General features: G+C 35.0%; 16 protein-coding genes. 2 read left to right on the top strand and 14 right to left on the bottom strand.

What is annotated here, in order from left to right:
• Positions 1–170: 170 nt before the first annotated feature.
• The 9 genes from GH741_RS09205 to GH741_RS09165 form a co-directional block, all read right to left on the bottom strand.
• Positions 171–851, bottom strand: coding sequence for a metal-dependent hydrolase (locus GH741_RS09205; RefSeq protein ID WP_153736508.1), 681 nt, complete (start codon positions 849–851; stop codon positions 171–173).
• A gap of 92 nt (positions 852–943) precedes the next feature.
• Positions 944–2494 carry a polyamine aminopropyltransferase gene (locus GH741_RS09200; protein ID WP_153736507.1) on the bottom strand — a complete coding sequence of 517 codons (1551 nt, stop codon included), beginning with the start codon at positions 2492–2494 and terminating at the stop codon, positions 944–946.
• Between the two features lie 73 nt (positions 2495–2567).
• Entirely contained in the window at positions 2568–2963 is a 396-nt protein-coding gene (locus tag GH741_RS09195; protein WP_153736506.1) for a DUF350 domain-containing protein, read from the bottom strand.
• Positions 2964–2980: 17 nt separating this feature from the next.
• Entirely contained in the window at positions 2981–3625 is a 645-nt protein-coding gene (locus GH741_RS09190) for a DUF4247 domain-containing protein (protein WP_153736505.1), read from the bottom strand.
• A 145-nt stretch (positions 3626–3770) separates the two neighbouring features.
• On the bottom strand, positions 3771–4439 hold the full coding sequence (locus tag GH741_RS09185; protein WP_153736504.1) for a PspA/IM30 family protein: 669 nt from the start codon (positions 4437–4439) through the stop codon (positions 3771–3773).
• Between the two features lie 16 nt (positions 4440–4455).
• Entirely contained in the window at positions 4456–5013 is a 558-nt protein-coding gene (locus tag GH741_RS09180) for a DUF4178 domain-containing protein (RefSeq protein WP_153736503.1), read from the bottom strand.
• Between the two features lie 276 nt (positions 5014–5289).
• Positions 5290–6240 (bottom strand): polymer-forming cytoskeletal protein, encoded by a 951-nt coding sequence (locus GH741_RS09175; RefSeq protein ID WP_153736502.1) that lies wholly within the window; start codon positions 6238–6240, stop codon positions 5290–5292.
• Positions 6241–6501: 261 nt separating this feature from the next.
• The gene (ald, locus tag GH741_RS09170) at positions 6502–7614 is read right to left on the bottom strand and encodes an alanine dehydrogenase (protein ID WP_338079330.1); all 1113 of its coding nucleotides are present in this window, start codon (positions 7612–7614) and stop codon (positions 6502–6504) included.
• 123 nt (positions 7615–7737) lie between these two features.
• Entirely contained in the window at positions 7738–7881 is a 144-nt protein-coding gene (locus GH741_RS09165; RefSeq protein WP_153736500.1) for a hypothetical protein, read from the bottom strand.
• Between the two features lie 129 nt (positions 7882–8010).
• Between GH741_RS09165 and GH741_RS09160 the strand changes: the two genes are divergently transcribed.
• Positions 8011–8460 carry a universal stress protein gene (locus GH741_RS09160; protein WP_153736499.1) on the top strand — a complete coding sequence of 150 codons (450 nt, stop codon included), beginning with the start codon at positions 8011–8013 and terminating at the stop codon, positions 8458–8460.
• 129 nt (positions 8461–8589) lie between these two features.
• On the opposite strand, the gene GH741_RS09155 is transcribed toward GH741_RS09160, so the two are convergent.
• The 5 genes from GH741_RS09155 to GH741_RS09135 all read right to left on the bottom strand — a co-directional run bounded on the left by GH741_RS09155 (position 8590) and on the right by GH741_RS09135 (position 13213).
• Entirely contained in the window at positions 8590–9792 is a 1203-nt protein-coding gene (locus GH741_RS09155; RefSeq protein WP_153736498.1) for an acetate kinase, read from the bottom strand.
• Positions 9793–9917: 125 nt separating this feature from the next.
• Positions 9918–10904, bottom strand: a complete 987-nt coding sequence (locus tag GH741_RS09150; protein ID WP_153736497.1) for a class I SAM-dependent methyltransferase — start codon at positions 10902–10904, stop codon at positions 9918–9920.
• Between the two features lie 578 nt (positions 10905–11482).
• On the bottom strand, positions 11483–11986 hold the full coding sequence (gene tpx / locus GH741_RS09145; RefSeq protein ID WP_153736496.1) for a thiol peroxidase: 504 nt from the start codon (positions 11984–11986) through the stop codon (positions 11483–11485).
• 111 nt (positions 11987–12097) lie between these two features.
• Positions 12098–12547 carry a GerW family sporulation protein gene (gene ytfJ, locus GH741_RS09140; RefSeq protein WP_153736495.1) on the bottom strand — a complete coding sequence of 150 codons (450 nt, stop codon included), beginning with the start codon at positions 12545–12547 and terminating at the stop codon, positions 12098–12100.
• Positions 12548–12562: 15 nt separating this feature from the next.
• A complete protein-coding gene (locus GH741_RS09135) occupies positions 12563–13213 on the bottom strand; it encodes a DUF2953 domain-containing protein (RefSeq protein ID WP_153736494.1) in 651 nt (216 codons plus the stop codon).
• A 142-nt stretch (positions 13214–13355) separates the two neighbouring features.
• On the opposite strand from GH741_RS09135, the gene GH741_RS09130 reads away from it, so the two are divergent.
• Positions 13356–14156 carry an NAD kinase gene (locus tag GH741_RS09130; RefSeq protein ID WP_153736493.1) on the top strand — a complete coding sequence of 267 codons (801 nt, stop codon included), beginning with the start codon at positions 13356–13358 and terminating at the stop codon, positions 14154–14156.
• Positions 14157–14249: the final 93 nt, after the last annotated feature.

Below are 14249 nucleotides of genomic sequence, written 5' to 3'. Positions count from 1 at the left end.
AGGCGTTCCCCATGGAAAGCGAGTGTTTTTCAACAACGGTGATTAAGCACTAATCTTATAAAGGTGGAAAAGAAACAGTTATGTCGTATTTTTCATCAATAGCTTCAAACTATCGAATAGGAAAAAAAAGAGATCAATAAAGGTATTCACCTTATTGATCTCTGATAATACTATAATTCTATTGCTTCTCCGGGTTTCAGAGCTATTCCCTTCCCTGGTTTAACTTTGCTTGCAAATGCATCGCCATCCTGTTCTATTAACGGAAACGTATTATAATGCATTGGAACAACTTGTTTTGCATTAATCCATTCCGCTGCGATTAGTGCGTCTTCAGGACCCATAGTAAAGTTGTCTCCTATTGGGAGGAAAGCTAAGTCGATATCATTCATTTCTCCAATAAGTTTGAGATCGGAGAATAAGGCAGTATCGCCTGCATGATAGATTGTTTTATTCTCTGTAGTAAGTAAAATCCCTGCTGGCATCCCTGTATAGATACTTTGTCCGTTCTCATCAACAAAAGCAGAACCATGAAATGCCTGTGTTAATTTCACTCTACCAAAATCAAATTGATGTGCCCCACCAATATGCATTGGGTGAGTATTTAGCCCTCTAGACTCCAAATAATTAGCAAGTTCATTTGGAGCTACAACTAAAGAATTGTTCCTTTTCGCTATATCAATAGTGTCCCCCACGTGGTCGTTATGACCATGAGTAAGTAAAATAACATCTGCTTTCACCTTACTAGCATCAAGATCACAAGTTCCGTTTCCGGTTATGAAGGGATCAATGAAAATAGTATGTGTTTCTGTTTGAATTTGAACAACAGACTGACCGTGAAAAGATACTTTCATTAAATCTTTCTCCTTTCTTTATTTTATAATAAGTATTTGGATAACTATAATTACTCTATACCCCATTAACTAATTTTTTAAAAGAGAAACCTTTAATAATTTTCCCACGCGCGTTCATAAATTTGAATAAGGTGAGGATCAATCAAAGTATTTGGTTTTAATTCCATTATTTCTCCGTTTGCTTTTAATATTGTGTTATCCTCGTCTTTACCGAACACTGATAATGATTGCAGCATGTCATTAGCAAGAAAACGGGTGGGTACATTAATAGTGATATCGTCAACATTTATAGCATCTCTACTTGCCATTACGAATCCCCAGTTACCAAAACTAGGTATGTCTACGTGGAAGTTTTCTACATTTAATCCTGTTGATTCAATCGTAGTAGAAATAGTCCAATAAACTTCTCTAGCAAATACAGGGCTTGTTGCTTGTACCATCATCGCACCACCAGGCAACAAATGGTTTCTAGCTAAAGAATAAAATTCTCTAGTATATAGTTTGTTAAGACTTTCGTCGTTTGGATCTGGTAAATCAACAATAATTACATCGAACCACTCCTCAGTGGTTTCTAAAAACTCAAATGCATCTTCATTAATTACTTCAAGAGCCTCATTATCTAAAGCTCCCTCGTTTAACTCTAACAGAAATTTATTTTGACTTGCTAGCTCTACTACTGCCGGATCAAGGTCAACTAAGGTAATATTTTTAACACCTGGGTATTTTAGTATCTCTTTAGCTGCGATCCCATCCCCACCACCAAGTATTAATATGTTTCTATGGTTTTCTGTGAATGACATAGCTGGGTGCACAAGTATTTCGTGATAACGGTATTCATCAATAGAACTCAATTGAAGTGCCCCATTAAGGTATAACCTTATGTCATCTTGACTATTTGTTAAAATTATTTTTTGGTACTCACTTTCCTCCATATGAATAATTGGATCCTGATATAACTTTTGTTCAAATGTAAAAGCCATTGCTTGTCCAAATAATAGTCCTAAAAACAGTAGGATAGCTATCACTGATCCAACAATAAAATGTAGCGTTACTCTTTTTATTTCCTTTCTAAATAGCCAAAGGACAATAAGCGCAACACTTAAGTTAATTAGACCGACAAAGAATGCTGTTTTAACCATTCCTAACTGTGGCCTAAGAAGAAAAATAAACAATAAACCACCAATTAACCCTCCGGCATAATCAGAAAATAGAACTCTCGCTGTACTTCGGTTGAGTGATACCCCTATTTCATTAGCCTTACGAATAAGAATAGGTAGTTCGACACCCGTTAAAGCACCAACAATAAACGTAATCAAATACAAAAAGATTGCTTCGGTTCCCTGAGGCGCAAAAGCAGTAATCCCAAACATAGTAAAGCTAGAGAAACCACCAATTAATGCAACTAAAAACTCAATATATATAAAAGCGATTACTAATTTTTTTAATACTCTTTCACTAAGACTTGCCCCAACCCCCATACCCGTTAAAAATAGGGATATGGTAAGAGTGTACTGTTTTACTCCATCTCCTAATATGTAGGAACCAAGAGCCCCAAACAAAACCTCAAAAATAATTCCACAAATTGAAACAATACCAGATGCCCAGTAAATAAAATGACTTTGTCTTACAGATGATTGATCCAAGGTAATCACTCCGATATGAAAAAAAGAAGGTCTGACCTAGAAAAAAGAAAGTCAGACCCCTAATCATTATTATTTATGTAATCGATGCTCCAATTACAAATGCTAACCCTATTGATACGGCCATTGTTACAGTACCTACAGCTATATTATTTTCTTTAAGTTTAGTTTCAATAGAATATTTTCTAGTTAATCCTTCAAAAATTAAGTAGGCAATCAATTGAAGAATTACACCATATCCTCCCCAAATCAACGTCTCCCAAACAGTAATACTATTGTAAACTGCAAAAGATAAAATGATACATATCCCTATAATTTTACCCGCAATTGATAATGCAACAGCTTGATTTCCATTACCAATTTCTTCCCAATCCTTGTATTTTTTTGTCATGTTTTCAAAGACTATTAATCCAATGAATACTATAAAGATCGCAATTATAAAGTAAATGAAAGTAAAAATAAATGGTTCCATGTCAAAAACCTCCTTTGTTATTTTCCAGAACTTGGACCTCCACCGCGGACAGTAGACATTCCTCTTTGTGTTGACCTAGTAGTTGTATAACCACCATAGCAGTTGTTATTTCTACACTGGCCCAGACGCCTATCACTCCAGTCGTTCCTATCTAACATACTATTTAACAGCATAAATCCAAAAAAAGTATTTAAATAATTAGGTGAATAATGATTACGAACAAATTGGTCACTTGCAATCTCTATTAGAACTGTTTCATCATTTTCTTCACTTAGCTTAAATGTTGCAAAGTGATCGGGGTAAATTAATATTTGTTGATTATCCTTTAACTCGCTTTTTTCTTCAGGTTCAAGCGTGTTGGAAACTAAATCAGCTAACTCACTAACTGCAAATCGGTTAGTCGCATAGACATTAGCATTACCATCGTCAGTAGAAACGACATCAAGTAGATGAAAATTATTTGAAATAATAGTTTCTATATCTCCAGCATCAGTAGCTTCTATACTGTTTTCTATCTCTTCTTTTGGTGGTTCTTCTGGTACATCGTCCACCGAGACACTAGGTGCTTGCGAATCTGAAAACCCTTGTAATCCTGACAAGCCACAAGCAGCCAATACAATCATCAACATTACTAAAGACAACCCATATATAATTCTATTCATGAACGTAGATATCCCCCTTTCTTTTTTATTAAACCAGGTAAACCCTTGTAACCAATAGGATACAAGGGTTTACCAATAAATATAACCTAAGCTACCGTCTTATTTATTAAAATATATTCTATTTAAATTCTCTAGCCTAATTGGACTATTCTTTGCCCATTTTCTTTTTTAATTCTGCTAGTTGATCGTCAACACCATTTTTTTCTAAATCTTCAAACTCATCATCTAGTGAACGATTTCCAGCCGAAAGGTCTTCACTAGTGTCAGCTTCTGCTTCAAACTGCATTACCTTTTCTTCCATTCTTTCAAATCCACGTTTAGAATCATCGCTACCGATAGAAGACATGGTACGGTTCATTTTTGTTCTTGTTTTGGCAGATTCAGCCCGTGCTTTCATTGAATCTTTTTTCAACTTCATATCTTGGTATTCTTTCTTCATCTCATCCAGTTTTTCTCTTAATGTATCAGCATCTTTTTTCGCTCTTTCCCACGATTGATTTAAAGAATCTGCTTGTTGCTGCAAATCACTTTTGTCTTCTAGAGCACGACGAGCTAAGTCGTCATTTCCAGCTTCAATCGCTTTTTCTGCTTGACCTTGTCGTTTTTCTACTAAGGCCTGTGAATCACTATATTTCCGATGTAGCATTTTTTCATTAGCAATTTGTTTAGCAACGGCACTTTCAACTTCTCGTATATCTGACTCCATTTCTCTCATAAATTGATCTAACATTTTTACTGGATCTTCAGCTTTATCTAACATAGAATTCATCTCTGAACTTACTACTGTTTTTACACGACTAAAAAATTTAAACATTTTATTTCCTCCTTATTTATATAGATCCTGCAATTACCTTTAATTCATATTTTTCAATTGGAAAGCCTAGACTTACTTCCAATTCACTGCCCCAGTCTTCTAAACTTATGAATTGTTTTTCATCATCGTCACAGTACTCAGCATATTTCATTAGTCTTCCGTCTATATTCGTGCTTCTTCCCTCGCCTACTACTCTTGCTTCACCCTCTTCATCAAGATAATACGTTTCACCCTGATAGGTCAACTCTTTTGGAAGTGGGTATGTTACTGGAAGGTTTATTGTTTTGTATATACCTAATTCTAATTCATCATCCATTTCAGCCGATAACCAAATTGTGTTGTTGCCTTCTAGCATCTGATAGCCATACCATACATAAGAGTCCTGTCGATAAGTGATTTTCCCTACAACTTCATAATCAGTTAAATCGTAAACAACAATATCACCAACTTCAATTGATAATGGGGTTCTTTCCTTAACTTTTGGTTTCTCATCACTCTTGGAAAAAAATTTGGAGAATAGTCCAACACTTGTACCCCTTCCTCTAAAAATCCTTATATTATCAATACGAATCAATATATAAAATGTTTCACTTTTTTAATTTTATCACAAAAAAAAATAAAACAGTAAAGTTTGTTTTTGTTTCCCCAATACCCAATATAAGTGAGGTTTTAAGCAATCACTCAATTTTTCTGAAATAACTTTGGCATACCAGCCTCAACCGAACAATTAAAACCCTAATTTAGTTTAATTTGTTCAACAATTGCTTAGTTATTAATTATAGTAAACTTTCATCCCTATAAAAAAAAGTTAACCGGTAGGCCGATTAACTTTTTTAAATACTTCTATCTCTTATTGTACTTCAACAGTTCCAGTTACTGTTCCTCCAGATAAATCAGCAGATGATTCATAGTCTGCGTTTGCAAAGTAAACATTACCTTCTACTGTCCCATCAGGAAGGGTAAAGCCATTTGCTTCTACATACACATCTCCTACAAATGTACCACCTTGAATTCTTGCATTTTCACTTTTAATTGTTAATGAAGGTGCCGTTAAAGTATATGAATCCGTGATATTACGGTCTTCATCTTGTGCATATAACGCAAGTTTGCGAGCCGGTTCATCTTTACTAGTAAATTCGCCTTCTAAAACTAATTCCTGATCAACTGCCATATCTTCATGGAAAATGATAATCCAAGCTCCTGCTTCACCTATTCCATCTAATAAAGTTTGCTCGTCTTCCACTACAACTTGTGTTGCGCCTGTAACGACATCAGCTCCAGCAACTTCCACAGAACCAGTTACTTCACCATCAATTACAGCTGTTGCCTCTACATCTGCACTTGCATAGTAGATATTACCTTCAATTGTTGCTGATTCATGAAGATTAAATCCATTAGCTTCTACGTAAACATCTCCTGCCAATGTACCACCTTGAATTCGTAAATTTTCACTTTGTACTGTTAGCTTAGGAACAGTTATCGTAAATGATTCTGTAATATTATGATCGTCATCTTGTGTATAAGGGGCAATCTTGCGATAGATGTCTGCTTCTGGGTCATCTTTGTCGTGGAATTGGCCTGCTACAACAACATCCTCCTCAACAGTAATGTCCCCAAGCGTTGCGATTATCCATGTTCCATCTTCACTTACTGCATCTACAAATGCATCTGCTTCATTCACTATTGATGCTGTGGTCACTACGTCTGGATCATTTGTTGTTGTGGTATCAGTTTCTTCAGATCCACAAGCTACTAATAAACCAATAGATAAACCCGCTGTTAACAAAACTTTAAATTTCATAATATTTCCCCCTAATTTTTGTGATTTTATTCACATTAAATTATTTTGTTACCCTCTTCACAAACTATAATACCACAAGAATTATACATTTAAATATATAATGTGTGTATATTTTGTGAAATTGTGAACATTATCTTTCGCATCTTTTTAATGTCTCTAATCATATCAATTTACTAAATTTTACATACTTGTGTTTATCTTAGAAAGGAGGAAAAACAAAAAAAGAAGGTGATTATAATCTCACCCTCACTTAATCTCAAACTATAATAGTGTATTTACATCTGCATAGTCCAGTTTATGAGCATCTGCAACGGCTTGATAAGTTACATATCCATTAAGAGTATTTATTCCTTTTCTCAAAGCTCCATTCACTAAACAAGCGTTTTTATACCCTTTGTTAGCTATACTTAATGCATAAGGGACAGTGACATTAGTCAGTCCGATAGTTGATGTTCTCGGCACAGCCCCTGGCATATTAGCAACTGCATAATGAAGTACCCCATACTTTTCATATGTAGGATTATCATGGGTAGTTATTCGATCAATAGTTTCAAAAATTCCACCCTGATCAATTGCTACATCAACAATTACAGAACCTTCTGGCATTGTTTTGACCATCTCATCGGTTACCAATTTTGGCGCTTTAGCTCCAGGTATAAGAACTGCTCCTATAACTAAATCTGACTCTTGTAATGATTCAGAGATATTTAAAGGATTTGAGATCAGTGTATTTATTGATGAACCAAATATGTCGTCCAACTGCCTTAGTCTCTCTGGATTTAAATCAATTATTGTGACATCCGCACCAAGACCGATTGCTATTTTTGCTGCATTAGTACCTACTACTCCGCCACCAATAATTGTTACCTTACCTCTTTTAACGCCTGGGATTCCTGCAAGCAAAATTCCTTTTCCACCCTTAGGTTTCTCCAAAAACTGTGCTCCCATTTGTGATGCCATCCTCCCCGCTACTTCACTCATTGGCGTTAGTAATGGTAAGGATCCATTTTCAAGTTGAACCGTTTCGTAAGCAATACCAATAACCTTTTTATCTATTAAAGCTTTTGTTAATTCTGGTTCTGGTGCTAGGTGTAAATATGTAAATAATATTAATCCCTCATAAAAATACTCATACTCTTGTTGTAATGGCTCTTTTACCTTCATAACCATTTCTTGTTCCCATGCTTCATTGGCTCCAGGAACAATAATTGCTCCTGCTTCCCTATATTGATCGTCGGTAAAACTAGAACCAATTCCTGCCATCGTTTCCACGTATACCTGATGACCAGCATTTGTCAGTGTAGTTACCCCTGAAGGTGTCATTGCAACACGATTTTCATTGTTTTTTATCTCTCTTGGAACTCCAATATTCACTATTTTGACCTCCCTTATCTCTATCAACACACCATTATTGTATCAAAAAAATAACCTGAGCGGTATCTGTGAATATATTGAAGGACTAGGAATCCACAAAGAATTCCTAGTCTTTAGCATGCTCTAGTCCATTTCTTTGTCCCTTTGACTGATTACCTTTTGGTCATGGTCAATTACTCCACTTTGATAGCTTTCCAACAATTGCTGACTAACAAGTTCTTCACCTTTGGTTTTGGTACTTGGATCTAAATAGTTTATCTGTTCCAAATCTTCACCTCCACACTTTTAGTATGTTTTACTTCACTAAAAATTCATCTAAAAATTATTACCAAATTTTGTCGAGATGATTTAATACATGATATAATTGAAGTATTAGTAAGAAGGGAGATGTTTTATATGACGTTTGAATATAAACGGATTGTCGTTGCCGTTGATGGTTCAAAGTCCTCAGAACGCGCCTTTGAAAAAGCCGTAGATATCGCAAAAAGAAACGATGCAAAAATGATCTTGTCCCACGTATTAGATACAAAATCCTTTGCTACTGTTGATGCTTATGATCGTACATTAGCAGACCGATCAGAAGTCTATGCAAATGCATTGTTAGAAGACTACAAAAGTAAAGCAAAAAATGCAGGGATAAATGATGTAGAAATTAATATTGAATATGGTTCTCCTAAAATCAAAATACCAAAAGAGGTAGCGAAAAACTATGATGCAGATTTAATCATTTGTGGTGCTACTGGCTTAAATGCTGTTGAAAGATTTCTAATAGGTAGTGTCTCTGAAAACATTACTCGCCATGCTAGTTGTGACGTTTTAGTAGTTCGTGGCGGAGAGTCGAAGTAATAAACCCTAAATGAAAAATTAAATTTATATAGTGGGGCGTAAGAATACGGCCCACTTTTTTGTTCTTTCGGTTATTAAAGATAAAGTAAAAAGTAGCCTGACTTAATAGGATAAGCCAAACTACTCTTATTATTTACTATATTCAGTTTGGCTTAATCTTACTGTATCCCTAGCAATCATTACTTCTTCATTTGTTGGGATAACAATAACCTTGACAGGTGAATGTGGAAAATTTATAAACGTCTCTTTTCCACGAATTTGATTGAGTGCCTTATCCCAATAAACCCCCATAAATTCAAGCCCTTCTAAAATTCTTTCACGTATTGTAACACTGTTTTCGCCAACACCAGCTGTAAAAATAATAGCATCTACTCCGTGCATCTTTGCTGCATAAGAACCGATGTATTTATGGATTTTTTCAGCAAAAACTTCTAAAGCAAGTTCGGCACGGTGATCTCCGCTACTAGCTTTCTCTTCAATATCTCTTAAATCACTTGAAAAACCCGAAAGAGCTAACATTCCACTTTCCTTATTCAAAACATTCATCACTTCACCGGCTGTTTTACCGGTCTTATCCATAATATAAGGAATTAGGGCTGGATCAATATTACCTGATCTTGTTCCCATTGTAACACCAGCAAGTGGTGTAAACCCCATAGAGGTATCAATTGATTTACCATTCTCGATTGCTGCTATACTTGCACCATTACCTAAATGGCATGACAACAGTCTTAATTGATCTCCTGGAATTCCTAAAAGTTCTGATGCTCTCTCTGAAACATACTTGTGTGATGTGCCATGGAAGCCATATTTTCTTATTCCATATTTCTCATAGTACTCGTAGGGTAGACTGTATAAGTATGATTGTTCTGGCATGGTTTGGTGAAATGCTGTATCGAATACTGCTACTGAAGGTACCTCAGGTAAAATTTCTTTGAAAGCCCGAATACCTGTTAAATTAGCAGGGTTATGAAGAGGGGCCAACTCAGATACATCTTCAATTTCTTTTATTACTTCTTCAGTGATACGTACAGAGTCGCTAAAACGTTCTCCACCATGAACAACTCGATGACCGACACCATCAATTTCATTTAAGGACTTTATTACTCCTGATGATGTAAGTTTATTGAGTAACATTTTTACTGCTTCTTCGTGGTCATCGATATCTTTTACAATTTTATCTTTATCATCGTTAACCTCAAAAGTAAAAATAGAATCGTTTAATCCTATACGTTCAACTATTCCTTTTGCTAAAACTATCTCTTCCGGCATTTCTATCAATTGAAACTTTAATGAAGAACTACCAGCATTAATTGCCAAAATATTGCTCAAAATTATTCAACCCTTTCGTATATAGGTTTGATTTGTTCCCACTCCATTTTAACAATCGGTTCAATATGTTTGCAATACAAAGCCTTAAATGACAGCGTTTGCGACACAAAATTGTAATTTTTTAACTATTCAAAACCTTCATTTCTAAACCATTGATTCACTTGCTCAACCATGTTGTTCATTGCTTTTGCATTTTTGAACGAAGGTAATTCAGCTAATAAGGTTTGTTTTGGTGCCTTAGTTTCTGGACCTTTCTTTTGCAGAATTAAGATACTCTTCGCATTGGTTTCGGATTTAAAAATACTAAATGGCAATTGTAACATTCCCACAATATGTGCATGTTTATGAATAAAAGTGTTTAGTTTATCTGCTTGATCACTATCAAATAGGAAGTTTGGAATTACAAATATAAGATATCCACCTTTTTTCACATAATTAAGGCTTTGTTCTATGAAAAGATGGTGCGAAAAAGAATGTCCTTCATCCGCCCTCAATTCGAAGCTACCAGCTTGTACATCATCTGGATAATAGCCAACAGGTAAATCTGAAATCACTAAATCAACCGGCTCCAATAAAAATGGACGTAAGCTATCTTGATGAAAATATTCTATCTCAGTTTTTTGAAGATTAGCACTTAACAACGCTAATTGGATTAATGTTGAATCTACCTCACTACCGTAGCTCTTTACCTCTTGTTCTAATTGATTTGTAACAGCTGTTAATAGATTACCCGCCCCAGAAGCTGGATCAAATATTCTTATCTGTTCCTTCATACCAATCAGTTTCCGAACTAAATAGCCAATAAAAATAGCGACTGTATCAGGAGTAATCAAATGCTGTTGTTGAGTGAACCCTTTCATTCCTTTTAAAATTGCAAGTTGAAGTGACTTTCTTAACTCTTCTTTTTCAATAGTGTTGAGATCTATCTTTTTTATTTCTTTTTCTAACTTTTGTTTCAAAAGATCGTTCATTTCATCATTAGTTTCTTTGGTAAATAAAAAATCCAAAGCCATTACAAGACTGTCGATGTACGTAAGGTTCATCTGTTTTTGAATTAATTCAGAAATATTATCTATCCATTGAAACGTATTTTCTACTTTAGTTTGTTCCAAGATTGTTCCTCCATTCACGCCTTCGCAACTTAAGTTTTATATGTATTATAAAAAGGCTTTTTTTGTAAGTTTTGTTGTTCTTACTATTCGCAGTTGATATAAAATGCAGCGTAACTACTTATTGATTTGCGCTCCGGGCAGTCGCTTTCCGCGGGCAACGCTTCAACTTCCTCGGAAGAAAACCACTTCCTTGAAAAAGGAAAGCACTTTTTCTGCGTGCGGTGTTGATTCAGGAAGTTAATTCAAGTCCTGCGGGATTTTCAGCCGTCGCTTTTCCCGCTGGAGTCGACTGCCCTCCGCTCCAATCACCATTCTATATGTAACAATAATGAAAGGAAGATGGATAAAAACCGAAATCTAGTATAGTTTCGTGGCTTCGATAGCGTGTGTTCAAGAAGATGAAGATTCTTTAGAAAACAGCCTATAAAAAAAATACATACATTCTAATACTTTAATTTAATCAAATCAAAACCCGGCCATAGCATTCCATTGCCGGGTTTTCTTCTAGAAATTAGATAATAAATTATCTCATCATTCACTGATTGTTAATTGAAAAAATCAACTTAATTAAGACTGATTTAACTAGTAATTTTTTGAACCGCTTCTATCGCCTTTTCATAGTTAGGGTGATTGGTACCTTCACTAACATATTCTGTGTACCTCACAGTTCCTTCCTCATCTATTATGAATACTGACCTAGCAAGTAACCGTAATTCTTGCATTAACACGCCATAATTCGTTCCAAAATTTGCATCTCGGTGATCTGAGAATATATCAATTTGGTCAATCCCATTTTCGCTTTTCCATCTTTTTTGTGCAAATGGTAGATCCATACTTATAGTAAACACTTTTACATCTGGCAGTTTTTCAGCCTCTTCACTAAAACGTTTGGTTTGCTCAGAGCAAACACCAGTGTCAACGGACGGAACAATACTAATAATTTTCACTTTTCCTTTGAAGTCATTAAGTTTTACTTGTTGCAGGCTATTATCTAGCACAGTAAAATCCGGTGCTGTATCACCAATTTTTACTTCTTTACCTACTAATGTCATTGGAGTACCCTTAAATGTTACCTCTGCCATTTTATCATCCTCCTATTAAATTTAAAAATGGATCTGTACATCCGATCAGAATCAGAAAGACTGCCTTCCTTTATTATGAAGGCAGTCTAATCTAATGTCTAATGATACTTCTTAAGACTTGTCGTCCTTATCTTTATCTTTAGTTTCTTGATTCTTACCTTCTTGCTTACTATTTTTAAGTATTGATTGTATCTTTTCAATAGCCTGTGGTGCCAAATCAATCATCTTTTCATATAAGTGAGTGTTTTCATCCAAATGAATCATTTGCACACCCTTACTGTTAACTATAAGAAATGCAATTGGGGTGATGGAGACTCCTCCACCACTTCCGCCTCCAAAGGGTAAAGTCTCTGATTGACCGTCCTTACTTCCTGATTGTTTATTGTAAAAATCACTTCCACCTGCAGCAAATCCAAAGCCAACTTTAGAAACAGTTATAATAACACTACCATCCGGAGACTCTATTGGATCCCCAATTATTGTATTAACATCGACCATTGCTTTTAAATTTTCCATTGCAGAAGTCATTAAACCTTCTATAGGATGTTGTTGTTCACTCATTTTTATATCCTCCTTCTAAGATTGAGCTGCCTTACTCGTCCAGCTATGTAAATCTCCCTGAAAATGCTTTATCATTTGAATGATTGCGTAAATAGTTTGTCCTAATCTAACCGATAAGATACATTCTACCTCGGTATGTACTAGCCTATGCTGAAAATACGGCGTCACTAGTACGTTAGGTTTTGTTATAAAACGCATATGATTAACCATCAATCCTACGATTCCACCTTTTACTGCCCAAATACCTCCAGTTAGTAATCCAGTATTACTTGCGTCACCTGTTCCAACCTTTGTATCCCAGTCAAGTTGATGGACTGATATTTTAGCTATAAATTTTAACGCTTTTGGTTTAAAATCCAAAATATGTTGGATAGCTGACTTTATAATTCTCAACTTATTCAGCAATTCATTTGGAGTAATCTTTTCATTAGTATGTGAGTCTTTTTCTTTTCTAGTCGAAAGGCTTTCCTGCTTTTCGGTAAAATTCGTTTCATCTTCAAACACTGAAAATTCCCTATTAAGGAATTTTACACCTAACATTTTCATTTCAAGTTTTATAACATCAATCTCACCTTTATGAATATACGAAATGGTTGTATAGATACGGATAAAAAGACTTAATATAACTAATAGGAACAATCCCAATAATAAATAAACCCATACCATGATTACACCTCCAATACATTCATTATTTTCAAAAAATTAGTAAAATAAACCTTTCCAATTCAAATGTAATCTTATTAGGATTCTTAGTTAAATGATGGTAACATAAAAGTGTAATGAGTTAACTGATTAGGAGGAGTATAGAATGGATAATCGCAGAAATTTATTTTTTTACTATCCACAAGAAGATGAACTAGAAAGCCAACTAAAACCATTGTTTGAGCTGGCCAAAAAAAATAGGTTTAACCTTGTAGAAGACCCAAAAGAAGCTAATATCATTATAAGTGTTGGTGGAGATGGAAATTTCCTTCAAGTCGTTCGTAAAACCGGGTTTCGACAAGATTGCTTGTATATGGGAATTTCCAGATCAAATGAGGCTGGACTATACTGTGACTTTAGCTTAGATAATTATGATGAAATGGTAAATGCAATCATGAGTGAAGAGTTGGAAGTTAGGCGCTTCCCTATAATCGATGTAAATATAAATGGAGAAGCAACCTTTCAATGCTTAAATGAAGCGAGTATTAGGTCAACTATAATCAAAACTATAGTGATTGATGTATTTATAGATGATAATCACTTTGAGAGGTTCCGTGGAGATGGGTTAATTGTAGCAACACCAACAGGCAGTACCGGGTATAATAAATCTACACATGGAGCGGTCATTGATCCTAAAATCCCTTGTTTTCAGATATCTGAAATCGCATCTATAAATAACAATAGATACAGAACATTAGGTTCTTCTTTTGTTTTAGACAAAGAACGCAAGCTTAAACTCGAAGTTCTTCAAGATGGAAACGACTATCCAATTGTCGGACTAGATAACGAGGCGTATTCCATTAGAAACATAAAAGATCTTACTATAACTTTGAGTGATAAGATTGTTAAGACCGTCAAACTTAAAAACAATTCCTATTGGGACCGAGTAAAACGTACATTTTTATAAAAATCAACCTTAGATATAAATCGATTTTAGATCTCTATACGAAGTAACAAACCAAAAAGTCAACATCACAGCAAACCTGCCACGATGTTGACT

Origin of the sequence: Aquibacillus halophilus, from assembly GCF_009649745.1 — a bacterium.
Taxonomy (GTDB): domain Bacteria; phylum Bacillota; class Bacilli; order Bacillales; family Amphibacillaceae; genus Aquibacillus; species Aquibacillus halophilus.
This window is presented reverse-complemented; position numbering and strand designations above follow the sequence as displayed.

Bases quoted from the DNA above. Each gene is read 5' to 3' on its own strand.
- GH741_RS09205 (WP_153736508.1), bottom strand. From the start codon at position 851: ATGAAAGTATCTTTTCACGGTCAGTCTGTTGTTCAAATTCAAACAGAA.
- GH741_RS09195 (WP_153736506.1), bottom strand. From the start codon at position 2,963: ATGGAACCATTTATTTTTACTTTCATTTACTTTATAATTGCGATCTTT.
- GH741_RS09190 (WP_153736505.1), bottom strand. From the start codon at position 3,625: ATGAATAGAATTATATATGGGTTGTCTTTAGTAATGTTGATGATTGTA.
- GH741_RS09185 (WP_153736504.1), bottom strand. From the start codon at position 4,439: ATGTTTAAATTTTTTAGTCGTGTAAAAACAGTAGTAAGTTCAGAGATG.
- GH741_RS09175 (WP_153736502.1), bottom strand. From the start codon at position 6,240: ATGAAATTTAAAGTTTTGTTAACAGCGGGTTTATCTATTGGTTTATTA.
- GH741_RS09160 (WP_153736499.1), top strand. From the start codon at position 8,011: ATGACGTTTGAATATAAACGGATTGTCGTTGCCGTTGATGGTTCAAAG.
- tpx (WP_153736496.1), bottom strand. From the start codon at position 11,986: ATGGCAGAGGTAACATTTAAGGGTACTCCAATGACATTAGTAGGTAAA.
- ytfJ (WP_153736495.1), bottom strand. From the start codon at position 12,547: ATGAGTGAACAACAACATCCTATAGAAGGTTTAATGACTTCTGCAATG.
- GH741_RS09135 (WP_153736494.1), bottom strand. From the start codon at position 13,213: ATGGTATGGGTTTATTTATTATTGGGATTGTTCCTATTAGTTATATTA.
- GH741_RS09130 (WP_153736493.1), top strand. From the start codon at position 13,356: ATGGATAATCGCAGAAATTTATTTTTTTACTATCCACAAGAAGATGAA.